Raw genomic sequence first — 22,626 nt, 5'->3', positions numbered from 1 at the left:
GACCACTCCGGAACGCGAGATTCATGACCGGCACAGACGATGTCCTGCTTGTCCACGGCGGAACCCCGCTCGAGGGCGAGATCCGCGTCAGAGGCGCCAAGAACCTGGTGCCGAAGGCAATGGTCGCCGCGCTGCTCGGCAGCGGGCCCAGCCGACTGCGCAACGTGCCCGACATCCGCGACGTGCGGGTGGTCCGGGGGCTGCTGCAGCTGCACGGTGTGACGGTCCGGCCCGGTGACGAACCGGGCGAGCTGATCCTGGACCCGACCCATGTGGAGAGCGCGAACGTCGCCGACATCGATGCCCACGCGGGCTCGTCGCGCATCCCGATCCTCTTCTGCGGCCCGCTGCTGCACCGGCTCGGCCACGCGTTCATCCCGGGGCTCGGCGGCTGCGACATCGGCGGCCGGCCGATCGACTTCCACTTCGACGTGCTGCGGCAGTTCGGCGCGACCATCGAGAAGCGGGCGGACGGGCAGTACCTGGAGGCCCCGCAGCGGCTGCGCGGCACGAAGATCCGGCTGCCGTACCCGTCGGTGGGCTCCACCGAGCAGGTGCTGCTGACGGCGGTACTCGCCGAGGGCGTCACCGAGCTGTCCAACGCGGCCGTGGAGCCGGAGATCGAGGACCTCATCTGCGTACTGCAGAAGATGGGCGCGATCATCTCGATGGACACCGACCGGACGATCCGGATCACCGGTGTCGACCGACTGGACGGCTATACGCACCGGGCGATCCCGGACCGCCTGGAGGCGGCCTCCTGGGCGTCCGCGGCCCTGGCCACCGAGGGCAACATCTACGTACGGGGCGCACAGCAGCGCTCGATGATGACGTTCCTCAACACCTTCCGCCGGGTCGGCGGCGCCTTCGAGATCGACGACGAGGGCATCCGCTTCTGGCACCCGGGCGGCGCGCTGAACGCCATCGCCCTGGAGACGGACGTGCACCCCGGCTTCCAGACCGACTGGCAGCAGCCGCTGGTGGTGGCGCTGACGCAGGCCTCGGGCCTGTCCATCGTCCACGAGACGGTGTACGAGTCGCGGCTCGGCTTCACCTCGGCGCTCAACCAGATGGGCGCGCACATCCAGCTCTACCGCGAGTGCCTGGGCGGCTCCGACTGCCGCTTCGGCCAGCGCAACTTCCTGCACTCGGCGGTCGTGTCCGGGCCGACGAGGCTGCAGGGCGCGGATCTGGTCATCCCGGACCTGCGCGGCGGTTTCTCGTACCTGATCGCCGCGCTGGCGGCGCAGGGCACGTCGCGGGTGCACGGCATCGACCTGATCAACCGCGGCTACGAGAACTTCATGGACAAGCTGGAGAAGCTGGGCGCGAAGGTGGAGCTGCCGGGCGGGGCGCTGGTCTGAGACCGGGCGGGGCGCCGGTCCGGGACCGGGCCGGGCCCTGTCGGGGACCGGGCGCCGGACGGCTGCTGACGGGGGTTCGGGGCGCCGCCCCGGGCCCCCGTTTCCTTGCCGACCGGGCCCCGGCCCCTCGATACCGGGCCGTAGAGGCCCAGAACGGGGCCTCTCGGGCCGGTACACCGAAGGGCGGTCACCCTGGTGGGGTGACCGCCCTTCGTCGCGCCTGTGGGGCTTACTTACCCTTGGCGGCTTCCTTGAGCTTGGAGCCCGCGGAGACCTTCACGCTGTAGCCGGCCGGGATGTTGATCGGGTCGCCGGTCTGCGGGTTACGAGCGGTGCGAGCGGCACGGTGGGTGCGCTCGAAGGTCAGGAAGCCGGGGATGGTGACCTTCTCGTCGCCCTTGGCGACGATCTCACCGACGGTCTCGGCGAGGGCGGCCAGCACGGCGTCGGCGTCCTTGCGAGTCACCTCGGCGCGGTCGGCCAGGGCGGCCACCAGCTCACTGCGGTTCATGTTGTTACTCCCGTGTTCTTCTTGCCTGTGAGGCGTGAGATCGAAGCCGATGCTGCCAGGGCCCTCGGACAGTCCCCGGACCCGGGTCTGTCGTCAGACCCTCGCGCCCGATTACGCATCCTGCCCCCACCTGCGGCGGTAACGCCAATCCGGCACCCTCCGGAGTCACACGAAAAGCACCAGTGCCTCTTCGTGGTGACGTTCCGTCGACTCTCCGAAAGCGTTCCGCAGCGGTTGCGGGCCTCGGCGGGACGCGCCGCCCGCCCACCCTAAAGGGGCGTTTGGGGCGCCGCGACCCGCGACGCGCCGTAGTCCGGACCGACGCGCGGCGCCGGGGGCGCGGACGACGCCGGCAGGAGGCCTGCCGGGTCCTGCCGACGGAGGGCGGGTCAGCCGAGGTCGCCCGAGGCCTTCGCGGTGCCGCCGGCCGCCCTCGCGGCGTCCCGGACGGCGCCGGCGACCGCTCCCGCGACCCGGTCGTTGAAGACCGACGGGATGATGTAGTTCGCGTTCAGCTCGTCCTCGGCGACCACGTCGGCGAGGGCGCGCGCCGCGGCGAGCATCATCTCCGTGTTGACGGTGCGGGACTGAGCGTCCAGCAGGCCGCGGAAGACACCCGGGAAGACCAGCACGTTGTTGATCTGGTTCGGGAAGTCGGAGCGCCCGGTGGCGACAACCGCCGCCGTCTGACGTGCGATTGCCGGGTCCACCTCGGGGTCCGGGTTCGCGAGCGCGAACACGATCGCACCGTCGGCCATGGCGGCGACATCGGCGCCGTCCAGCACGTTCGGGGCGGAGACGCCGATGAAGACGTCGGCGCCCACGACGGCCTGCTTGAGGGTGCCGGTCATGGACTCCGGGTTGGTGTTGTCGGCGATCCAGCGCAGCGGCGAGTCGGCGTCGGCGGAGACGAGGTCCTCACGGCCGGCGTGCACCACACCGTGGATGTCGGCGACGACGGCGTGCTTGACGCCAGCGGCGATGAGGAGCTTCAGGATGGCCGTACCGGCCGCTCCGGCTCCGGACATGACGACCCGTACGTCCCCGATTCCCTTGCCCACCACGCGAAGCGCGTTGGTCAGCGCGGCCAGGACGACGATCGCGGTGCCGTGCTGGTCGTCGTGGAAGACCGGGATGTCCAGGGCCTCGCGCAGCCGTGCCTCGATCTCGAAGCAGCGGGGGGCGGAGATGTCCTCCAGGTTGATGCCCGCGAAGCCGGGGGCGATCGCCTTGACGATCTCGACGATGGCGTCGGTGTCCTGGGTGTCCAGGCAGATCGGCCAGGCGTCGATGCCGGCGAACCGCTTGAAGAGGGCCGCCTTGCCCTCCATCACCGGGAGGGCGGCCATCGGGCCGATGTTGCCGAGACCGAGCACGGCGGAGCCGTCCGTCACAACTGCGACGGAGTTGCGCTTGATGGTGAGGCGGCGGGCGTCCTCGGGGTTCTCGGCGATGGCCATGCAGACCCGGGCCACGCCCGGGGTGTAGATCATCGAGAGATCGTCACGGTTGCGGATGGGGTGCTTGGACGCCATCTCGATCTTGCCGCCGAGGTGCATCAGGAACGTACGGTCGGAGACCTTGCCCAGGACGACACCCTCGATGCCGCGCAGACCCTCGACGATCTCGTCCGCGTGCGAGGTGGAGGTGGCCGCGATGGTCACGTCGATCCGCAGCTTCTCGTGACCGGAAGCGGTCACGTCGAGGCCGGTGACCGATCCGCCGGAGGACTCCACGGCCGTGGTGAGCTGGGAGACCGCTGTGCCGCTCGCGGGCACCTCCAGCCTGACCGTCATCGAGTACGAGACGCTGGGCGCCGTTGCCATGGCCGAGTCCTTCGCTTTCCTTAGCTTCATTGCCGCGCGACCGGGGCGCTCGCCTCGGACACGCTTCCCGATCGTCGCACCTACTGGCCGGTAGCCGGTAATGACTGCCACTCTTCGGAAAGTACTTTCCACCATACGAGATATGACCGCTTCAGCGGAACCCCCAACCGGCCCCGACCGGATTCGGTACCGGCCATCGCCGTGCGGCGGGGCACCACCTGCGCGGGAAACGGGGGCGCCCCCTGCGCGGGAACGGACTCCGCAAACAAGAACAGACCCGCGCCACCGGAAGGTGACGCGGGTCTGTCTTCTTGGTCAAGCGGCACCGACCCGCCATGCTCGCCTCGCGGCAAGTGGTCGCTCGTAGCGACGAAGGTTGGGCCCGGGGGCTTGGATCGAGCCGGTGCCGACACCAGGCTAACAAAGACCCCGAAAAAGTGATTCCCCGCAGCACAGGTTGACCCGAAAACGGTCCGGCCCGAGAGGCCCGAGGGCCTGTCCGCCCCTGATCCGCCGGACAGGCCCAGGTCCTCGCCGCCCCTGCCCGGCCCCGTCTCAGTCCCTCAACAGGTCCGGGACACCGTCCTCGTCGGGCAGGTCCCGCTCCCCCGAGACCACCGTGAGCTGCTGCGTCGCACGCGTCAACGCCACGTACAGCACCCGCAGGCCGGCCGGGGACTCGTCCGCGATCTCCGCGGGCGAGACGACCACCGTGGCGTCGTACTCCAGGCCCTTCGCCTCCAGGCTGCCCAGCGCCACCACCCGCTCGCCGAGCTCGGCGAGCCAGCCGCGGGCCTGGGCCCGGCGGTTCATCGCGACGACCACACCCACCGTGCCGTCGACCTCGGCGAGCAGCCGCCGCGCCTCCTCGCGCACCGAGGCGGCCAGATCGCCGTCCCGTACGGTCTCGAAGCGCGGCTTCACGCCTGTGGAGCGGACCGCGGCCGGTGACTCCATTCCGGGCATCGCCAGCGCCAGGACCTTCGAGGCCAGCTCGGCGATCTCCGCCGGGTTGCGGTAGTTGACGGTGAGGGTGAAGCGGCGGCGCGGCCGGTTGCCGAGCGCCTCGTCGCGCGCGCGGGCGGCCTCGTCCGGATCCGACCAGGAGGACTGCGCCGGGTCCCCGACGATCGTCCAGGTGGCGTGCCTGCCGCGGCGGCCGACCATCCGCCACTGCATGGGCGTGAGGTCCTGCGCCTCGTCGACGATGACGTGCGCGTACTCCGTACGCTCCGCCGCCAGCCGCTCGGCACGCTCGCGCTGGGTCTCCTCGCGCTGCGGCATCAGCTCCTCCAGACCGGAGAGCTGGTCCAGCGGGTCGAGTTCGCGCTTCTTCTTCGGCCGGTGCGGTGTGCCGAGCAGCGTCTGCAACTCGTCGAGGATGGCCACGTCGTGCACGGACAACGGCCCGTTCCCGTCGTGGTCGAGCCGCTTCAGGGAGCGGGCGAAGCGGCGTACCTCGCCCTGGTTGAGGACCCGGCGGGCCCAGCGGCCGAGCCGCTTCTCGTCGGCCATCGCGGCGAGCACCCCGCGCGGGGTGAGCTCGGGCCACCAGGCGTTCAGGAAGTCGAGGAAGTCCGTCTCGGTGGAGACGTCCTCGTCGAAGGAGGAGCGCAGTTCGGCGGCGAGCTCGGGGTCGGTGTAGCGGCCCCGGCCCGAGGACTTGTTCCACAGGGCGTCCAGGAGCATCCTGCGGGCGCGCGGGCGCAGCAGGTTGACCGGCGCGGTGCCGCCGAGGACGGACTGCCGGATGCGGTGCAGCTCGTCGGCGTTCAGCTCGACGCGGGCGCCGAACGCGACGACCCGCAGCCGGGTCGGGGTGGCGGGGGCCCGGTCGCCGTTGCCGGCCCCGACCGCTCCGTCCGCCCCGTCCGCCGCGTCGCCGAAGGACAGCTGGCCGTCCCGGTCCGCCGCCGCCCTGCGGGAGGTGCCGGGCTGTTCCAGCGCGCCGCGGGACGCCTTGCGCAGCACCTGGAGCATCCGCGAGGAGCCCTTGATCCGGGCGACGGCGGGCTCGTCGTAGGTGGTAGCGCCCTCGACGCCGGCCGCCTCGTCGGAGAGCGAGCCGACGGCGCGGATCGCGACCTGCCCCTCCTCGCCCAGCGAGGGGAGCACGCCCTCGGTGTACGCGACCAGGAGCGGGGTCGGCGAGACGACGAGGATGCCGCCCGCGTAACGCCGCCGGTCCTGGTAGAGGAGGTACGCGGCACGGTGCAGGGCGACGGCCGTCTTGCCGGTGCCGGGGCCGCCGGAAACCTCGGTGACGGAGGCGGCGGGGGCCCGGATCACCAGGTCCTGTTCGGCCTGGATGGAGGAGACGATGTCCCGCATGGTGTGGCTGCGGGCCTGTCCGAGCGCCGCCATCAGGGCGCCGTCGCCGATGACGGGCAGCTTGTCGCCGCCCAGGTACGCGGTCAGCTCGGGGCGCATCAGGTCGTCCTCGACGCCGAGGACCTTGCGGCCCTTGGAGCGGATGACCCGGCGGCGTACGACCCTGCCGGGTTCCTTCGGCGTCGAGCGGTAGAACGGTGCGGCGGCCGGGGCGCGCCAGTCGATGACCAGCGGCGCGTAGTCGGAGTCGAGGACCCCGATCCGGCCGATGTGCAGCGTCTCCGCGATATCGGCCGAGTTGTCGTCGCGGACGGCGTCGTCGGCGGGTTCGACGGAGGTGTACGCGCCGTCCGGGCCGCGTTCGCCGTCCTTGCCGAGCAGCAGATCGATCCTCCCGAAGAGGAAGTCCTCGAACTCGCTGTTCAGCCGGTTGAGGTGGATTCCGGCCCGGAACACCTGGGCGTCGCGCTCGGCGAGCGCTCCCGGGGTGCCGACCTGGCCGCGCTTGACGGCGTCATGCATGAGAAATTCCGCCTCGTGGATCTTCTCCTCAAGGCGGTGGTACACACGGTCGAGATGTTCCTGCTCGACACCGATTTCCCGGTCCCGCAACGAATCGACAGCGGCATCCTGCGCGGCCACCGAGGCCCCCTTCTGACGTGCATTGGGCAGCCGTCAACCTTATGCGAAGGGGGACCCGCCGCGCACCTGCCGCGCATATCGAAATGGTCCGCAGACGATCTCGGTCAGGCATCGACCTCGACCAGCCGCCTGCCGTCGAACGTACGCACCTCGAAGTGGTCGATGTCGCCCCGGTCCATGGCCGCGCCGCCCTGGACAAGGAGCGGGTATGTCGCGCCCGGGTGCCGGGAGTCCTCGATGCCGTATCCCCGCTCCGGTACGGACCAGGAGGTGACGACCTCCTCCTCGCCGGTCTTCGACACCGCGATCAGGCGGCATTTCCGCGGACCCGTGACATTCCTGAGCTCCAGCACGGTGCTGGTGCCCCAGGGCTTCCTCTCCATGCCGATCGTGGCGTCGGCCTTGGTGACGGGGTCGGTGGCCCGTACTTTCTCCGGCATGCGCCGGAGGGGGGTGCCCTCGTCGGTGCCGGTGGGGTACGGGCCCGCCGCCCGCGTCGACGGGCCGTCGTTGCCGCTCGCCATGACCGCGACCACCGGGCCGCCGATGATCAGCGCCACCGCCGCCGCCACCAGATACCCGGACCGGCGCCTGCGCCGGGCCCGCCCGGCCGCCACCTCGTCGACGAGCCGCTCCAGCACGCGGGGGCCGGGCGGGCCCGGTACGTACCGGACGGGGCGGGCGCCCGGCACGGCGGCCGGGGGCCCGGAGAGCGTCGCGAGCACGGGTTCCAGGCCGGCGAGCTCTTCGAGCCGGGCGGCGCACCGCTCGCAGCCGGCCAGGTGCGCCTCGAAGGCGGATGCCTCGGCATCGTCGAGAACACCGAGGAGGTACGCACCGGCGGCGTCGTGCCCGGAGGGGTTGCCGGGGCTGCGGGGGCTGCGGGGGCTGGAGGGGCTGCGGGGGTCGGAGGGGCCGGAGGGGCCGATCGGCCTGAGGCCGAAAGGCTCCCACTCGTGGTCGTCGTTCATGCCGTGATCCCCCTCTCCTCCAGGGCGAGCTTCATCGAACGCAGTGCGTAGAAGACCCGGGACCGTACCGTCCCGCTCGGGATGCCCAGCACATCGGCCGCCTCGTTGACCGTACGGCCCTTGAAGTAGGTCTCGACCAGGGCTTCCCGGTGCGCCGGGGTCAGATCGTCGAGCGCGTCGGAGAGCGTCATCAGCCACAACGCCTTGTCCATCTCGTCCTCCGCCGGAATGGCCTCCAGCGGCGAGGGATCGACCTCGGGCGGCCGGGCCTGCCGACTGCGGTGGGCGTCGATGACGATGCGCCGGGCGACCGTCACCAGCCAGGGGCGGACCGATCCGGTGGCGCCGCCCAGCCGCCCGGCGTTCTTCCAGGCGCGGATGAGCGTTTCCTGCACCACGTCCTCGGCGCGCTGCCGGTCGCCGGCGACCAGGCGGAGCACGTACGCGAACAGCGGCCCGGCGTGTTCGCGGTAGAGCGCCCGCATCAGCTCCTCGTCCGGAACGGCGGAAGGCTCCGGGGACGGTGACGGTGACGAATGCGGCGACGGATGCGGTGATGGGCGCGGCTCGCTGCGATGTCGAGCCCTGTGCGGACGGTCATCGGCCACGGCCGCTTCCTTGCGCACCCGCACCTCCCGGTCGGCCCTGTGGAGCTCCTCGGTCATCGAATACGGGGGCGGGCCGCGATCCGTTCAAAGCAGCCTCAGGATTCTTTACGGCACGGTCGCATCCACCACCGGAACGGTCACGTCCGGCACTGCCGCGGTCGCTTCCGGCACCGCCACGCCCGCCGTTCGGCGCCGGTGCCGGGCCACCCGCTCGCGATTGCCGCACACCTCGCTGGAGCACCAGCGGCGACGGCGTCCGCGCGAGGTGTCCAAGTAGAAGCGGCGGCAGTTGTCGGCCTCGCAGCGGCGCAGACCGGCCCGTGCCACGGGGTCGGTGAGGAGTTCCACGACGTCGCGGGCGACGGCGGCCAGCAGCGCCCCGCACTCGGGATCGGCACTCAGCGTCCGTACCAGCTTGCCGCCCCTGCCGCGCACGGCCCGCAGCCCCGGCGGCGCCCCGGCGGCGAGCGCGTTGACCCGTTCCAGGGCGCTCCCGGCGCCGCGGCCGCCGAGCTCGGCCGTCAGCAGCCGGTCGACGCCGGTACGCAACTGCCGGAAGCGCACCACCCAGGACTCGTCCACGGCGTCGAGGCGGGTGCCGCCCGGTACGAGTCCGGCGGCGACCAGCCAGTCGGCGAGCCGCTCGGCGCCGTCGAGCAGTTCACATGCGCCGGTGGTCCCGATCCCCGTCGCCACCAGGTCGAGGCAGGGCCGACCGGAGTCGAACCGCCAGTCGCACGAGCTCTTGCCGGTCGCCATGCGCATGTCACCGCCTCGGGTCACCGGTGGGTCTCCCCCCAGGGTGCCCCTCGCGGGGCCCACCCGGAACCCCTGCTGCCCCACGGGTCGTCGTGCGCGGGGCCGTACGGTAACCGTCCACGAGTGTCCGGTGGCCGTCCACGGGTGTCCGGTGGCCGCCCACCCCCGGCCGGTCGCTCAGCCCGTCGGCGGACCGTCGTGCAGGATCCGCTGGAACAGGAAGTGGTCACGCCACTCGCCGTTGATGTGGAGGTAGCGGGGGGCCGTACCGTACTGCTCGAAGCCGCACTTGGCGAGCACCCGCTGCGAGGCGACGTTGTCCACCACCGTCCCCGCCTCGACCCGGTGCAGGCGCAGCCCGTCCCTGGCCACCTCGCAGATCCGCTGCACGGCGGCCGTGGCCAGACCGCGGCCCGTGTACTCGACATCGACCCAGTAACCGAGCGTCGCGCTGCGGAACGGCCCGAGCACGATGCTGTTCAGGTTGAACCCGCCGATCGCGCGGTCCGCCTCGTCGGCGAGCACCCAGGGCATCCCACGCCCCGCGTCACGGTCCGCGAGCATCCCGGCCAGCCGCTCCCGCTGCCCCTGTTCGGTGTAGAAGGAGTCGGGCCGCACGGGCTCCCAGGGCTGCATGTACGCGCGGCTGCGGGTCAGCGAAACGGCGAGGGAAGCGGCGTCGGCCGGGGCGGCGGGACGGAGTCGTACCTCCGCGTCGAGCCGGTGGATGTCTTGGATCATTTCCGCACGCTATCCCGGTGCGGTTCCGGCCCCACGGCCGGTGCGGCTCCGGCCCACGCCTGCCCCGCGCCCCCTCACTGCGCCGCGTGCTCCCGCTCCGCGAGGGCCGTCAGCCGGTCGAAGGTGCGGATCAGTTCGGCGCGTCTGTCCTCCTTGTACTCCTGCTTGGGCTCCAGGTCGTCGATGGTCCGCTCCCACACGTCCATGAACTTCTTCTTCCAGCCCTCGACCACCGCCACCTCCGGCACGCCCGCGCCGACATACCCCTGCTCCGCGATCAGGGACAGCAGCTCGACGTTGCACGGCACGGCGACGCCCCAGTATTCGTCGGCCTCCAGGACGACCGGGTCGTCGGCCATCGCCTCCTCGATCTCCGAGACGAGCCGTCCGGTGATGCCCAACAGATGATCCGCAGCCGTGTCACTGTCGAAATTCCCACTGCCCCAGGTACCCACGGAGCCCCCTTCCACTGGTCTTTCCTGCCTGCCTCTGTTCTAGCAAGGAGGACTGACAACAGAGTCGGCAAGGGGACCGGCAACGGGGCCCTAGCAGGCCGGACCGCTCCCCGGACCGGCATCCGGACCGTCCATGGCCGCCGGGTCCAGCGCCAGCCGGTAGCCGCGTTTGACGACCGTCTGGATGAGGCGGGGCGCCCCCAGTGCCGTACGCAGCCTCGCCATGGCCGTCTCCACCGCGTGCTCGTCGGTGCCGCCGCCGGGCAGTGCGCGCAGCAGGTCGGCGCGGGCCACCACCCAGCCCGGCCGGCGGGCCAGGGCGTGCAGCAGCGCCATTCCGGCGGGCGGCACCGGGCGCGGTTCGCCGTCGACGATCACGGCGTGCCCCCGGATCTCGACCCGGTGTCCGGCGACCGGCAACGCCGGTGCCCTGGCGGGGAGTTCCTGGCAGAGCAGCTGGACGAGCGGGGCGATCCGGAAGCGTTCCGGCTGGACGGTGTCGATGCCGCGGGCCTGCAGCGGCAGGGCGGTGACGGGTCCGACGCAGGCCACGAGGACGTCGTCGCGCAGCGCGCCCAGGAGTTCCGGGAGCAGTCCGCGTTTCTCGGCCCGGCCGAGCAGCGAGGCGGCGGCCGGGACGCTGGTGAAGGTGAGCGCGTCCAGGTCGCGGGCGAGGGTGCTGTCGAGCAGCCGGTCGAGCGGGGTGATGTCCTCGGGGTCCGTCCAGCGGTAGACGGGTACGGAGAGGACCTCGGCGCCCGCGGCGCGCAGCGACTCGATGAAGCCGGGGAGGGGTTCGCCGTGCAGTTGGAGGGCGATGCGGCGGCCCGCCACGCCCTCGTCCAGGAGCCGGTCCTGCACCTCGGCCATGGACTCGGAGGCGGGTGACCACGCCTCGGTCAGCCCGGCGGCCCGGACGGCGCCCTTGACCTTGGGGCCGCGGGCCAGCAGTTCGGTACCGTGCAGGGCCTCCAGCAGCCGGTCGCCGAGGCCCCAGCCCCCGGCGGCCTCGACCCAGCCGCGGAAGCCGACCGCGGTGGTGGCGACGACCACGTCGGGGACGGTTTCGATGATTGCCCGGGTGACGGCGAGGAGTTCGCCGTCGTCGGCGAGCGGCACGATCCGCAGGGCGGGCGCGTGCAGGACCGTGGCGCCCCGTCGTTCCAGCAGCGCGCCGAACTCCTCCGCGCGCCGTGCGGCGGTGACCCCGACGGTGAAGCCCGCGAGGGGCCCGTGCTGTTCGTCCTCGTGCATGTGGTCTTCCCGGCTCTCGTCCCGCTGCTGCCCGATGATGCCGAGGGGCGAGCCTGCCAATGATGCGTGACAGGGCTGGTTCACCCGTATTTCCCGCCCGTTACGTCACCTGACACCGTGCGGACACGATCCTGCCCCGACGCCGCTGAACAGCGACTTCCCGGGCACGGACCCGGTGGGATCCGGTCCGGCGAAGGTATACGCGCGGTTGACGGTCTCCCCGGTCGACGACCGGCGCGGTCAGACCGGATTCGCCATCAGGGACGCGTCGGGCCCGGGTAGCCAGCTGCCGCCGGGACGGACCATCCAGCCCTCCTCGGCACCCAGTTGTTCCGCGGCTTCGCGCAGGGCGTCGAGGCCGGGGTGGCGCAGCCCCTTGCGCCAGACCAGCAGGAACGGGGAGAGCGGTACGGGCCGGACCAGCGGTCGCAACACGGTGCCGGGCATCGGAGGGAAGTCGGTCACGCACAGGATCGGGTAGCGCGGCGACTTGGCCATGACCCGTTGGAACTCGGCCACACCGATCGCGAGTGGGACGGGGGGCGCCAGCGCAATGCCCCATTCGGCGAAGAGCAGCCGGGCGAGGTCCGTCCATTCCGGGGTGCGGGGGTTTCCGGCGCCCGCGTAGACGGTCTCGCCCGCCAGATCGTCCAACGCGACGGCCTCGTGCGCGGCGAGCGGGTGATCGGCGGGGAACAGCACGGCCATGGGCTCGTACCGCACCGGCTGCACGCCGAGCCGTGCCCGTACCGCGGGGTCGAGTCCGGCGGCGCGGCCGAAGGAGACATCGAGCCGCCCGGCGAGGATCTCCCCCGCGGCCCAGGTCAGGCCGCTCTCGAAGCGCGCCATCAGCTCGCACGCCGGGGCCAGCTCCCGTGCGCGGGCGAGGACGCGGGCGGCCGTCATGCCGTCGGTGTTGAGGTCGACGAAGAGCGGTCTGACCGCGGGATCGGCGAAGGCGGCGGCGAGATCGTCGTGCGCCTCCAGCACCCGCCGCGCGTGCGGGAGGAGCCGGTCACCATCCGGGGTGAGGGAGACCTGCCGGGTGGTCCGTACGAACAGCTCGGCGCCCAGTTCGCGCTCCAGCCGGCGGATGTCCCGGCTCAGCGCCTGCTGCGCGATGTAGAGCCGAGCCGCGGCGCGGGTGAAGTGCAGTTCCTCGGCGACGACGACGAAGGCCCGGAGCAGCCGGGGATCAGTATGGGTATGCGTCTGGGTGCCCGCATCGGCAGCGAAGGAGGCCACCCCCCAGAATTTACAACACAGATGCGTTAATCGGTACGGAGAAGGTGTTGGACCCCGGAGACCGTGCGCCCCGAGGCTTGGCCCATGCCGTACGAGAGAACCCCCGCCACCGCCCCCATGCTCGCCGTCTCCGGTGACCTGCTGGTCATCGCCCCGCGCACCACCCCCGCCCGGCGGGCGTCCACCAACCCGTACCGCAGGCTGCTCGCCACCCCGGGCGCCCGCGCCTTCACCGCGGGCAATCTGCTCGCCCGGCTGCCCATGGGGATGTTCAGCGTCAGCGCGGTCATCATGATCGCCGGTTCGCGCGGCTCGTACGCCCTGGCCGGAGCCGTCACCGCGACCGGCCTCGCCGCCACGGCGGTGGTCGCCCCCTGGACGGCCCGGCTCGTCGACCGGTACGGACAGGCCAGGGTCGCGGTGCCCGCCACCGCGATCGCCGCGCTCGGCTCGCTGGCCCTGCTGCTCTGCGTGCACTACGGCGCCCCGACCTGGACCCTCTTCGCCTCCTACGCCGCGACCGCCACCACGCCCAACACCGGGGGTATGTCCCGGGCCCGGTGGGCCCATCTGCACCGGGGTGACCCGGCGGCCCTGCACACCGCGAACTCCTTCGAACAGGCCGCGGACGAACTCTGCTTCATGCTCGGCCCGGCCCTCGCCGCGCTGCTGTGCGCGGCGCTCTTCCCGGAGGCCGGAACACTCGTCGGGGCGATCCTGCTGATGACCGGGGTACTGATCTTCGCCGCCCAGCGCGCCACCGAACCACCGGTGGCGCCCCGCACCCACGCGGGCTCCCCGCTCCGCACCCGGGGCATGCCGGCACTGCTCGCCGCCTTCCTCGCCACCGGCGCGGTCTTCGGTGCGATGGAGGTCGTCACCATCGCCCACGCCGGGGGCGCGATCCTCGCCCTCCAGGCGGCCGGATCGTGCGCGGCGGGGCTGCTCTACGGGTCGCTGCGCCCGGCCGCGGACATCCGTCGCCGGCTGCTGATCTGCCTGACGGGGATGACGGCGCTGATGTCCCTGCCCCTGCTCGCCGCCGCCTCGACCGATTCCCTGCTCGCCCTCGCCGGCGCACTGCTCCTGGCCGGCGCGGCGACGGCCCCGACCATGGTCACCGGCATGACCCTGGTGCAACACCTCACCCCGGAGGGCAAGTTGAACGAGGGCATGACACTGGCCGTGACCGCACTGCTGGGCGGCATCGCCGCGGGTTCGGCGACCGGCGGCTGGATGGTGGAGCACACGGGACAGGTGCCGGGGTACGTCGTACCGGTCTGCGCGGCCGCACTGGCACTGACCGTCGCGGCAGCCGGGGTCCGGACTCCCCGGAACCGATGACCGGTACAAGAACGAGGACCCCGTTGCCGGTGGCAACGGGGTCCTCGTTCACATGGGAATTGTGGAGATGGCGGGAATCGAACCCGCGTCCAACGGTGCAGAATCAGGGCTTCTCCGTGTGCAGTTCGCTGCGCTTTTCTCAGCCCCGGAGATCACGCGAACAAGTCTCCGACGGGCTCAGCCACTGTTTGATTTCCTTCGAGGCCCCGTGACCGGGTCTAGAAGTTTAGATCCCTTGATGATGCCAGGATCCGGGTCGGGATCACCCCCGGGCTGACACTTCGCAAGTCGCTACTTAGGCAGCGAGGGCGAAGGAATCGCGCTTGGTGTTGGCGATTATTGGTTGCGACATATGGTTTACGAGATCATTGCCGCTTCCTCGACACGCTTCCCCTGCTTCGACATCCGCTGTCGAAACCGATCATCCCCATGTTGTTTTTTCAAATGCGCGCACCCGCTGTGGAGTGCAGTGCCATCGTACGTGACCAACGCGCGACGATGCCAGCCTATTCCTGCCGACGCCCGGCAGGACCCGGTCCTACGCGCTCCGCTGGCGCCTGCGCGCCGCCGAGATCGCGCGGTTGGTCTCCCTCGTGTCCTGCTTCTCGCGCAGGGTCTGCCGCTTGTCGAACTCCTTCTTGCCCTTGGCGAGCGCGATCTCGACCTTGACCCGGCCGTCCTTGAAGTACAGCGCGAGCGGCACGATCGTGTGGCCCGTCTCGCCCGACTTCGACTCCAGCTTGTCGATCTCGGCCCGGTGCATCAGCAGCTTGCGCTTCCGCTTGGCCGAGTGGTTGGTCCAGGTGCCCTGCACGTACTCGGGCACGTGGATGTTGTGCAGCCATGCCTCGCCCCTGTCGATCTGGACGAAGCCGTCCACCAGGGAGGCCCGGCCCAGCCGCAGCGACTTGACCTCGGTACCCATGAGCACGAGGCCGCACTCGTAGGTGTCGAGGATGTGGTAGTCGTGCCGCGCCTTCTTGTTCTGCGCGATGAGCTTGCGCCCTGTGTCCTTTTCCTTAGCCATAGTGCGGCCATTTTCGCACTACGACCCACCCCCGAGGCCACTCAATACTGTTTCGGCCCGCTGCTCGGCCCCGGAGTCGACCGCGAGGTCCGGGGTGATGCCCCGGCCGTCGACGCCTCTGCCCGCCGGGGTGCGGTAGTGGCCGACGGTCAGCTCGGCCACCGAGCCGCCCGGGAGCTTGCTGGGCATCTGGACCGAACCCTTGCCGAAGGTCCGCGAGCCGACGGTGACGGCGCGGCCCCGGTCCTGGAGTGCGCCGGTGAGGAGCTCGGCGGCGCTCATCGTGCCGCCGTCGATCAGGACGACGAGGGGCCGGTCGGTGTCGCCGCCCGGCTGTGCGTAGAGGGCGCGCTGCTCACCGTGCACGTCGTACGTGGCGACCAGGCCGCCGTCCAGGAAGGCGGAGGCGGCGGTGACGGCCTCGGTGACCAGTCCGCCGGAGTTGCCGCGGAGGTCGAGGAGCACCCCGGCGTCCGACGGTGCGTCCCGGACCGCGTCACGGACCTTGGCGCCCGAGCCCCTGGTGAACGAGTCGACCTCGATCACGACGGCGCCGGACGAACCGGAGGAGTCGGAGGAATCGGGAGAGGTGGAGGAGGCGGGACGGGTCGGTCCGATCCGTCGCACGGTCACGGCCTCGGTGGTGAGCCTGGCCCGGCGCAGCGTCTCGGTCCGCAGGCCCGCGCCGCGCTCGACCCCCAGGACGACGGTGCTGCCCGCGGCGGCCTCCGTACGGTCTCCGCGCAGCAGGGCGACGACCTCGGCGACGGGGCGCCTGTCGACCCGGTGGCCGTCGACCGTACGGAGCAGGTCGCCCGGCTCGATGCCGGCCCGGTCGGCCGGGCCGCCGGGCTGCACCCGGGCCACCTCTACCAGCCCGTCGGCGGAGCGCTTCGCGGCGATCCCGACGCCGGTGTACGAGCCGTCCAGGGCCTGCTCGAACTCCTCGTACTGCCGCTCGTCGTACACCGCGCCCCAGCGGTCGCCGCTGCGGCTGACGACCTCCTCGGCCGCCTCCTTGCCGGACTTGCCGTCGGCCACGGCTCGGGCGGCGGCAGCGGCCACCTCGTCGCGGTCGACGGTGGAGGCCACGGAACGGGTCGCGAAGTCCTCGGACTTCGCGCTGCCGCGCGGCAGCGCGCCGGTGACCGCTCCGGTGGCCAGCACGCTCGCGAAAACCAATGTCAGGGCCGCCCCGCGGCGCACGCCGCGGGGCCCGAAACACTGCGTGGGGCCCGACATGTCGCCGAGTCTAGGACAACGCCCCCTGGGCGCACGGCCGGTTGGCCGCGTGCCCAGGGGGCGCATGTCACACCTTGAGGTACTTGCGGAGTGCGAAGAGCGCGGCAACGGCGGGCATCAGCAGGCCGATTGCCAGGACCAGGGGCAGCTTGGTGAAGACCGCGTCCCAGCCGATGAAGTCGATCAGATTCAGTTTGCTCTGGAGTGCCAGTCCGCCGTCGATCAGGAAGTACCGGCCGGCCAGCAGCATCACACAGGCCAGGACGCCGCCGATGAGACCGGCGAACGCGGCCTCCATGATGAACGGCATCTGGATGTAGAAGCCGGAGGCGCCGACGAGCCGCATGATGCCCGTCTCGCGCCGTCGGCTGAACGCGGACACCCGGACGGTGTTCACGATCAGCATCAGCGCGATGACCAGCATCAGCGCCATCACGAAGAGGGCGGCCACGTTCATGCCGTTCATCAGCTGGAAGAGGTTGTCCAGGATGCTTCTCTGGTCCTGGACGGACTGCACCCCGTCACGGCCGGCGAAGGCGGTGGCGACGACCTTGTACTTCTTCGGGTCGTGGAGCTTGACCCGGAACGACTCCTGCATCTGGTCCGGCGTGATGTTGCTCGCCATGGGCGAGTCGCCGAACTGGTCCTGATAGTGCTTGTACGCCTGGTCGGCCGACTCGTAGGTGACCTTCTCAACCAGGTCGTCCATCTTGCCGAGGTCATTCTCGATGTCCTTTTTCTGCTGCGCGGTGACCGCACCCTTGGCGCACTTGGGCGTCGAGGTCACATCGCTCTTGCTGCAGAGGAAGATCGAGACGTTGACCTTGTCGTACCAGTAGTCCTTCATCGTGCTGACCTGCTCGCGCATGAGCAGCGCGCCGCCGAACAGGGCGAGCGAGAGGGCGACGGAGACGACGACGGCGAAGGTCATCGTGAGGTTGCGACGGAGGCCGACGCCGATCTCCGACAGGACGAACTGGGCGCGCATGGCGTCCTTTCAGTGCTCGATGCTCAGTGCTGGTAGCCGTAGACGCCGCGGGCCTGGTCACGTACGAGACGGCCCTGCTCCAGCTCGATGACGCGCTTGCGCATCTGGTCGACGATGTTCTGGTCGTGGGTCGCCATGATCACGGTGGTGCCGGTCCGGTTGATCCGGTCCAGCAGCTTCATGATGCCGACGGAGGTCTGCGGGTCGAGGTTGCCGGTCGGCTCGTCCGCGATCAGCAGCATGGGGCGGTTCACGAACGCCCGCGCGATCGCCACGCGCTGCTGCTCACCACCGGAGAGCTCACCGGGCCTCCGGTCCTCCTTGCCACCGAGGCCGACCAGGTCGAGAACCTGGGGCACCGCCTTGCGGATCTCACCGCGCGGCTTGCCGATGACCTCCTGCGCGAACGCCACGTTCTCCGCAACGGTCTTGTTGGGGAGAAGCCTGAAGTCCTGGAACACCGTGCCCAGCTGGCGGCGCATGTGCGGCACCTTCCAGTTGGACAGGCGCGCGAGGTCCTTGCCCAGGACGTGGACCGCGCCCTGACTGGCACGCTCCTCGCGGAGGATGAGTCGCATGAAGGTGGACTTGCCGGAGCCGGATGAGCCCACCAGGAAGACGAACTCGCCCTTCTCGATATCGAGAGACACATCCCGTAGAGCGGGACGGCTCTGCTTCGGGTAGGTCTTGGAGACGTTGTCGAATCGGATCACGGATGCACCACGGTCGGCCGGGAGTAGGTGTGCGTGACCATACGCGAACCGGACTGAGGCGTGCAGGCGCGCGTCCGAGGATGGGTGATTTATGGCGGAACGGTACCGGCCGGAAGCGGGTCCGAAGTGCGACGGAACGGGTGATCTCCGGCGGGCCGCGCCGAAATCCGCGCGAGCTGGCACAGTGGTAGGGGGAACGGTTGCGTTTCCATGAGCGTTGTGCGGAGACAGAGCGTATGCGGCTCCGCCGCGCGGGAGGAGGAAAGCGCATGACCTATGACCGACTGGTGTGCGCGAACTGCGCGGCGCCCGTCAACGAGGGCCGCTGCCCCGTCTGCCGGGCAAGCCGCGCGCGGCTGCAGCAGGAACAGGAGCAGGGAATGTTCGCCGGGCTGAACCCGGCGATGCTCGTGGCCCTGCTGGTGGTGCTGCTGGGCGCGCTGGCACTGCTGGCGCACCAGACCGTGTAGCCGCGCGCCCCGCCTGTCGGCCCGCAGGCGCCGGTACGTGTACGCGGAGGGGCCCGGGATGCCGATCGGCGTCCCGGGCCCCTCTGTGCGTAGCTGTGCAGTTGTTACCGCGGGTGACCCTTAGGCGACCGTACGGCCGTTCATCAGGCGCGGCAGGATCCGGAAGCCGATGCCTCCGGCGATCATCGTCGCGGCGCCGACCAGCAGGAACGTGGTCTCGGCGGCACCGGTCTCGGCGAGCTCGTCCTTGCCCTTGCCCTGCTCGACCGGCTGGTTGCCGGCGGAGTCGGGAGTGGTGTTGTCCGCGCACTTCGCGCCGTCGAGGTCGACGGTGCAGGTGTTGGCGTCGTCGCCGCCGGTGGCGGAGCCGGTGGAGGCGTTACCGGTGGTACCGGACGAGCCACTCCCGGAGGTGCCCGACGTACCCTCCGTGCCGGAGCTGCCGGAGCTGCCGGACGTACCCGAGTTACCGGAAGAACCCTCCGTACCGGAGCTGCCGGACGTACCCGAGTTACCGGAAGAACCCTCCGTACCCGAGTTGCCGGACGTACCCGAGTTACCGGAAGAACCCTCCGTACCCGAGTTGCCGGACGTACCCGAGTTACCGGAAGAACCCTCCGTACCCGAGTTGCCGGACGTACCCGAGTTACCGGAAGAACCCTCCGTACCCGAGTTGCCGGACGTACCCGAGTTACCGGAAGAACCCTCCGTACCCGAGTTGCCGGACGTACCCGAGTTACCGGAAGAACCCTCCGTACCCGACGTGCCGGAAGAACCCTCCGTACCCGACGTACCGGACGTACCTTCCGTGCCCGACGTGCCCTCGGTGCCGGAAGAACCCTCCGTGCCCGACGTACCCTCGGTGCCGGAAGAACCCTCCGTGCCCGACGTGCCGGTGCCGGACGTCTGTCCCTCGTCGACACCGCCCGGGCCACCGCCGTCGGAATCGCCCTGCGGACCCTTGATGTCGGCGTCGATGCCCAGACCGCCCTCGTCGACCTCGGCCTTCGTGGACACGACGCCGAGGTCGACGCCAATGCCGACCGCCGAAGCTGCACCGGCGGCGGTGAGCGAGGCGCCCGCGGCGATGACCGCGCCCGCGGCGATCCGCGCGACGCGGACTCGCGTCTTCTTCGTCATGTGCTGCTACCCCCAGTAGCTGTTCTCGTCAGTGGAGCAGCCATATGCGGGCCCCGGCTCTCCGGAGTTCGCTCCGAACGGCGCCACACAGAGCCGTGGTCATGCCGCCCGCCCCCGTTCACACCCGTCCCAGACATACGCATGCTGCCCTAGCACCCTGTCCACAGTTAAGGACTACGTCAAGGCCGTTCCGTGCGATATGCACTGGTTTGTTCGCAGTTGACCTTCATTCGGAATCACGACTGTGACGCACTCGCCACAGCTCCCGCGCAACCAGGAGCCCCAACTCCCCTTCGGGGGCGGCCCGGTCATGAGGTCGCCCCTGACGAAAACGGCGGTGCCGGAGACCCGCGGGGTCTCCGGCACCGCCGTGAACGCTTGTTTCTTCCTACTTCTCCCGCTGCTTGCGCCAGCGGATGCCCGCTTCCAGGAAGCCGTCGATCTCGCCGTTGAAGACCGCTTCCGGGTTGCCCATCTCGAACTCCGTACGCAGGTCCTTGACCATCTGGTACGGGTGCAGGACGTACGACCGCATCTGGTTGCCCCAGGAGTTGCCGCCGTCGCCCTTGAGGGCGTCCATCTTGGCCTGCTCCTCCTGGCGGCGGCGCTCAAGGAGCTTCGCCTGGAGGACGTTCATCGCGGACGCCTTGTTCTGGATCTGCGAGCGCTCGTTCTGGCAGGAGACGACGATGCCGGTCGGGAGGTGGGTCAGACGAACCGCGGAGTCCGTGGTGTTGACGCCCTGACCACCGGGGCCCGAGGAGCGGTACACGTCCACGCGCAGCTCGGACTCGTCGATCTCGATGTGGTCGGTCTGCTCGACCACCGGCAGCACCTCGACGCCCGCGAAGGACGTCTGGCGGCGGCCCTGGTTGTCGAAGGGCGAGATCCGGACGAGCCGGTGGGTGCCCTGCTCGACGGAGAGCGTGCCATAGGCGTACGGCACCTGGACGGCGAAGGTGGTCGACTTGATGCCGGCCTCTTCCGCGTACGAGGTCTCGTAGACCTCGGTCTTGTAGCCGTGCCGCTCGGCCCAGCGGATGTACATGCGCTGGAGCTTCTCGGCGAAGTCGGCCGCGTCCACGCCACCGGCCTCGGCCCGGATGTTGACCAGGGCCTCGCGGGAGTCGTACTCGCCGGACAGGAGAGTACGGACCTCCATCTCGTCCAGCGCCTTCCGGACGGACTCCAGCTCCGACTCCGCCTCGGCCAGGGCATCGGCGTCGCCCTCGTCCTGGGCGAGCTCGAAGAGGACTTCGAGATCGTCGATCCGGTTGCGGAGGGCCTCGGTCTTGCGGACCTCGGCCTGGAGGTGCGAAAGCTTGCTGGTGATCTTCTGCGCCGCCTCGGGGTCGTCCCAGAGGGAAGGCGCGGCCGCCTGCTCCTCGAGCGCGGCGATGTCCGCCCTCAGCGCATCCAGGTCCAGGACGGCCTCGATCGACCCCATGGTCGAGGAGAGGGACTTCAGCTCTTCGGAAATATCGACGACTGCCACGGGTCCAGCGTAACGGCTGTCGGCACGGACGTTCCTCGGGCCGCATGATCACGTCCCGGCGATCACGTGCGCGGCGCCCTCGCGGGCCCTCGGGTCAGGGCGTGCCCGGTGCCGAGTTCCCCGGGTCCTGGGCGGGTGCGCCCTCGTCGTCGCCGCTCAGCGCCAGCCAGCCGCCCACGCCCAGCGCCGCCACCAGCACCAGGGCCGCGGCGCCCAGCGTGAGGCGGCGCTTGCGGACGGCGGCGGACTTGTTGCGGGCCGAGCCGGGGCGGGGCGTGCCCGGGGAGCGGGGGGCCCTGGCCGTGCCGCGGGGGCCGCCGGAGAGTTCGTCGGGGGCCGGGACGCGCATGCTCGTGTGGGTGTCGCGGTTGGAGTCGGCGGACGAGCCGGATACCAACGGGACCGCGCCGCGGCGGCGGGGCTCCTCGGGGGCGGGGGTGTACTGCTGCTCGTCGTAGGTCTGGGGTTCCGGCTCGGCGTCCGGCTCGTCCACGTCGAGCGGCGGGATGCCGGCCAGCTGCGGGAGCTGCTCGCGCAGCCGGGCCGCGAGCTCGGAGGCGCGCAGCCGGGAGGCGGGGGCCTTGGCCAGGCACTGGACCAGGAGCTGCCAGAGCTCGTCGGGGATGCCGGGGAGCGGTACGACCGTCTCCGTGACGTGGCGGCGCAGGACGGCGCCGGGGTGTCCTCCGCCGAAGGGCGTGAAACCTGCGAGGAGTTCGTACAGGACCGTGGCGAGGGCGTAGATGTCGACGGCGGCGCGCGGCGGCAGCCCCTCGACTATCTCGGGGGCCAGATAGTCCGGCGTGCCGATGATCTTGGTGGCCTTGGTGCGGCGCGGGGTGTCGATCAGCTTGGCCACGCCGAAGTCGGTGAGCAGCGCCGGATGCGAGCCGCCGGGTCCGAGCGGGCCCTCCATGTCGAGCAGGATGTTCTCCGGCTTGACGTCGCGGTGGACCACGCCGGCGGCGTGTGCGGCGGCGAGGCCGTCGGCGACGTCCGCGATGATCGCCACGGCGGCCTCGGGCGCGAGGCGGCGTTCGCGGTCGAGGCGGGTGCGCAGGTCGGTGCCGCGTACCAGGTCCATGACCAGTGCCAGGTCGTTGCCGTCCACCACGAGGTCGCGGACGGCGACGACATGGGGATGGTCGAGACCGAGCAGGGCGGTGCGCTCCTGGACGAAGCGGCCGACGAGTTCCTGGTCGGACGCGAGGTCCTCGCGGAGCAGCTTGATGGCCACCGGGCCCTCGGGCCCTTCGCCGAGCCAGACCGTGCCGGCGCTGCCGCGCCCCAGGATCTGGTGTGCGGTGTACCGGCTGCCGATATTCCGTGCCAAGACTGCTCCCTCAGCGGCTGGCGATGGACCGTCGCTCATGACCCCCGGTCGACAAAGTTACGCGTCGGCCGGGGGGTTGAGTGCCCGGGATGGTGCCAACCTTCACTTCCGCGGGCGATATGCGGTGGAAACTGGCCCGCGGAAGTCGATATAGCTACAGAGTTGAT

General features: G+C 70.8%; 20 protein-coding genes and 1 other RNA gene. 3 read left to right on the top strand and 18 right to left on the bottom strand.

Annotation, left to right across the window (positions count from 1 at the left end; all coding sequences use genetic code 11):
- The first annotated feature begins 23 nt into the window (after positions 1 to 23).
- On the top strand, positions 24 to 1,364 hold the full coding sequence (gene murA / locus OG611_RS12330) for a UDP-N-acetylglucosamine 1-carboxyvinyltransferase (RefSeq protein WP_266418585.1): 1,341 nt from the start codon (positions 24 to 26) through the stop codon (positions 1,362 to 1,364).
- A 229-nt stretch (positions 1,365 to 1,593) separates the two neighbouring features.
- On the opposite strand, the gene OG611_RS12325 is transcribed toward murA, so the two are convergent.
- The 10 genes from OG611_RS12325 to OG611_RS12280 all read right to left on the bottom strand — a co-directional run bounded on the left by OG611_RS12325 (position 1,594) and on the right by OG611_RS12280 (position 12,707).
- Complete coding sequence (locus OG611_RS12325; protein ID WP_003968811.1) at positions 1,594 to 1,875, bottom strand: HU family DNA-binding protein; 282 nt, start codon at positions 1,873 to 1,875, stop codon at positions 1,594 to 1,596.
- 389 nt (positions 1,876 to 2,264) lie between these two features.
- A complete protein-coding gene (locus OG611_RS12320; RefSeq protein WP_266418583.1) occupies positions 2,265 to 3,701 on the bottom strand; it encodes an NAD-dependent malic enzyme in 1,437 nt (478 codons plus the stop codon).
- Positions 3,702 to 4,256: 555 nt separating this feature from the next.
- Complete coding sequence (locus OG611_RS12315) at positions 4,257 to 6,674, bottom strand: UvrD-helicase domain-containing protein (protein ID WP_266418581.1); 2,418 nt, start codon at positions 6,672 to 6,674, stop codon at positions 4,257 to 4,259.
- A gap of 104 nt (positions 6,675 to 6,778) precedes the next feature.
- Entirely contained in the window at positions 6,779 to 7,645 is an 867-nt protein-coding gene (locus OG611_RS12310; protein ID WP_266418579.1) for an anti-sigma factor, read from the bottom strand.
- Positions 7,642 to 8,277 (bottom strand): sigma-70 family RNA polymerase sigma factor, encoded by a 636-nt coding sequence (locus tag OG611_RS12305; protein WP_266425810.1) that lies wholly within the window; start codon positions 8,275 to 8,277, stop codon positions 7,642 to 7,644. Before OG611_RS12305 ends, OG611_RS12310 begins: the two co-directional genes overlap by 4 nt.
- A gap of 81 nt (positions 8,278 to 8,358) precedes the next feature.
- Complete coding sequence (locus tag OG611_RS12300) at positions 8,359 to 9,012, bottom strand: CGNR zinc finger domain-containing protein (RefSeq protein WP_266425807.1); 654 nt, start codon at positions 9,010 to 9,012, stop codon at positions 8,359 to 8,361.
- Between the two features lie 177 nt (positions 9,013 to 9,189).
- Positions 9,190 to 9,753 (bottom strand): GNAT family N-acetyltransferase, encoded by a 564-nt coding sequence (locus tag OG611_RS12295; RefSeq protein WP_266418577.1) that lies wholly within the window; start codon positions 9,751 to 9,753, stop codon positions 9,190 to 9,192.
- A gap of 74 nt (positions 9,754 to 9,827) precedes the next feature.
- Positions 9,828 to 10,208, bottom strand: coding sequence for a DUF4259 domain-containing protein (locus tag OG611_RS12290; RefSeq protein ID WP_266418575.1), 381 nt, complete (start codon positions 10,206 to 10,208; stop codon positions 9,828 to 9,830).
- Positions 10,209 to 10,298: 90 nt separating this feature from the next.
- Complete coding sequence (locus OG611_RS12285; protein ID WP_266418573.1) at positions 10,299 to 11,462, bottom strand: uroporphyrinogen-III synthase; 1,164 nt, start codon at positions 11,460 to 11,462, stop codon at positions 10,299 to 10,301.
- A gap of 240 nt (positions 11,463 to 11,702) precedes the next feature.
- The gene (locus OG611_RS12280; protein WP_266418571.1) at positions 11,703 to 12,707 is read right to left on the bottom strand and encodes a LysR family transcriptional regulator; all 1,005 of its coding nucleotides are present in this window, start codon (positions 12,705 to 12,707) and stop codon (positions 11,703 to 11,705) included.
- An 84-nt stretch (positions 12,708 to 12,791) separates the two neighbouring features.
- On the opposite strand from OG611_RS12280, the gene OG611_RS12275 reads away from it, so the two are divergent.
- Entirely contained in the window at positions 12,792 to 14,051 is a 1,260-nt protein-coding gene (locus OG611_RS12275; RefSeq protein ID WP_266418569.1) for an MFS transporter, read from the top strand.
- A gap of 59 nt (positions 14,052 to 14,110) precedes the next feature.
- On the opposite strand, the gene ssrA is transcribed toward OG611_RS12275, so the two are convergent.
- The 5 genes from ssrA to ftsE form a co-directional block, all read right to left on the bottom strand.
- Positions 14,111 to 14,480, bottom strand: a transfer-messenger RNA (tmRNA) gene (ssrA, locus tag OG611_RS12270).
- Between the two features lie 109 nt (positions 14,481 to 14,589).
- Positions 14,590 to 15,078: an SsrA-binding protein SmpB gene (smpB, locus tag OG611_RS12265; RefSeq protein WP_266418567.1), complete on the bottom strand. Its 489-nt coding sequence runs from the start codon at positions 15,076 to 15,078 to the stop codon at positions 14,590 to 14,592.
- Positions 15,079 to 15,096: 18 nt separating this feature from the next.
- Complete coding sequence (locus tag OG611_RS12260; RefSeq protein WP_266418565.1) at positions 15,097 to 16,320, bottom strand: S41 family peptidase; 1,224 nt, start codon at positions 16,318 to 16,320, stop codon at positions 15,097 to 15,099.
- Positions 16,321 to 16,387: 67 nt separating this feature from the next.
- Positions 16,388 to 17,308 (bottom strand): permease-like cell division protein FtsX, encoded by a 921-nt coding sequence (gene ftsX / locus OG611_RS12255; protein ID WP_266418563.1) that lies wholly within the window; start codon positions 17,306 to 17,308, stop codon positions 16,388 to 16,390.
- A 23-nt stretch (positions 17,309 to 17,331) separates the two neighbouring features.
- Positions 17,332 to 18,021, bottom strand: a complete 690-nt coding sequence (ftsE, locus tag OG611_RS12250; RefSeq protein ID WP_093540601.1) for a cell division ATP-binding protein FtsE — start codon at positions 18,019 to 18,021, stop codon at positions 17,332 to 17,334.
- Between the two features lie 269 nt (positions 18,022 to 18,290).
- On the opposite strand from ftsE, the gene OG611_RS12245 reads away from it, so the two are divergent.
- The gene (locus OG611_RS12245) at positions 18,291 to 18,491 is read left to right on the top strand and encodes a hypothetical protein (protein WP_072484166.1); all 201 of its coding nucleotides are present in this window, start codon (positions 18,291 to 18,293) and stop codon (positions 18,489 to 18,491) included.
- A 120-nt stretch (positions 18,492 to 18,611) separates the two neighbouring features.
- Here the strand turns inward: OG611_RS12245 and OG611_RS12240 are convergent, their stop codons facing one another.
- The 3 genes from OG611_RS12240 to OG611_RS12230 form a co-directional block, all read right to left on the bottom strand.
- The gene (locus tag OG611_RS12240) at positions 18,612 to 19,631 is read right to left on the bottom strand and encodes a hypothetical protein (protein WP_266418556.1); all 1,020 of its coding nucleotides are present in this window, start codon (positions 19,629 to 19,631) and stop codon (positions 18,612 to 18,614) included.
- A 388-nt stretch (positions 19,632 to 20,019) separates the two neighbouring features.
- The gene (prfB, locus tag OG611_RS12235) at positions 20,020 to 21,126 is read right to left on the bottom strand and encodes a peptide chain release factor 2 (RefSeq protein WP_266418554.1); all 1,107 of its coding nucleotides are present in this window, start codon (positions 21,124 to 21,126) and stop codon (positions 20,020 to 20,022) included.
- 94 nt (positions 21,127 to 21,220) lie between these two features.
- Positions 21,221 to 22,459 carry a serine/threonine-protein kinase gene (locus tag OG611_RS12230; protein ID WP_266418552.1) on the bottom strand — a complete coding sequence of 413 codons (1,239 nt, stop codon included), beginning with the start codon at positions 22,457 to 22,459 and terminating at the stop codon, positions 21,221 to 21,223.
- Positions 22,460 to 22,626: the final 167 nt, after the last annotated feature.

The sequence above is a fragment of the Streptomyces sp. NBC_01363 genome (assembly GCF_026340595.1).
Taxonomy (GTDB): Bacteria; Actinomycetota; Actinomycetes; order Streptomycetales; family Streptomycetaceae; genus Streptomyces.
Note: the sequence above shows the minus strand (reverse complement) of the source record. Positions and strands in the feature narration are given on the sequence as shown.

Bases quoted from the DNA above. Each gene is read 5' to 3' on its own strand.
- murA (WP_266418585.1), top strand. From the start codon at position 24: ATGACCGGCACAGACGATGTCCTGCTTGTCCACGGCGGAACCCCGCTC.
- OG611_RS12325 (WP_003968811.1), bottom strand. From the start codon at position 1,875: ATGAACCGCAGTGAGCTGGTGGCCGCCCTGGCCGACCGCGCCGAGGTG.
- OG611_RS12320 (WP_266418583.1), bottom strand. From the start codon at position 3,701: ATGGCAACGGCGCCCAGCGTCTCGTACTCGATGACGGTCAGGCTGGAG.
- OG611_RS12310 (WP_266418579.1), bottom strand. From the start codon at position 7,645: ATGAACGACGACCACGAGTGGGAGCCTTTCGGCCTCAGGCCGATCGGC.
- OG611_RS12300 (WP_266425807.1), bottom strand. From the start codon at position 9,012: ATGGCGACCGGCAAGAGCTCGTGCGACTGGCGGTTCGACTCCGGTCGG.
- OG611_RS12295 (WP_266418577.1), bottom strand. From the start codon at position 9,753: ATGATCCAAGACATCCACCGGCTCGACGCGGAGGTACGACTCCGTCCC.
- OG611_RS12285 (WP_266418573.1), bottom strand. From the start codon at position 11,462: ATGCACGAGGACGAACAGCACGGGCCCCTCGCGGGCTTCACCGTCGGG.
- OG611_RS12275 (WP_266418569.1), top strand. From the start codon at position 12,792: ATGCCGTACGAGAGAACCCCCGCCACCGCCCCCATGCTCGCCGTCTCC.
- smpB (WP_266418567.1), bottom strand. From the start codon at position 15,078: ATGGCTAAGGAAAAGGACACAGGGCGCAAGCTCATCGCGCAGAACAAG.
- OG611_RS12260 (WP_266418565.1), bottom strand. From the start codon at position 16,320: ATGTCGGGCCCCACGCAGTGTTTCGGGCCCCGCGGCGTGCGCCGCGGG.
- ftsX (WP_266418563.1), bottom strand. From the start codon at position 17,308: ATGCGCGCCCAGTTCGTCCTGTCGGAGATCGGCGTCGGCCTCCGTCGC.
- OG611_RS12245 (WP_072484166.1), top strand. From the start codon at position 18,291: ATGACCTATGACCGACTGGTGTGCGCGAACTGCGCGGCGCCCGTCAAC.
- OG611_RS12240 (WP_266418556.1), bottom strand. From the start codon at position 19,631: ATGACGAAGAAGACGCGAGTCCGCGTCGCGCGGATCGCCGCGGGCGCG.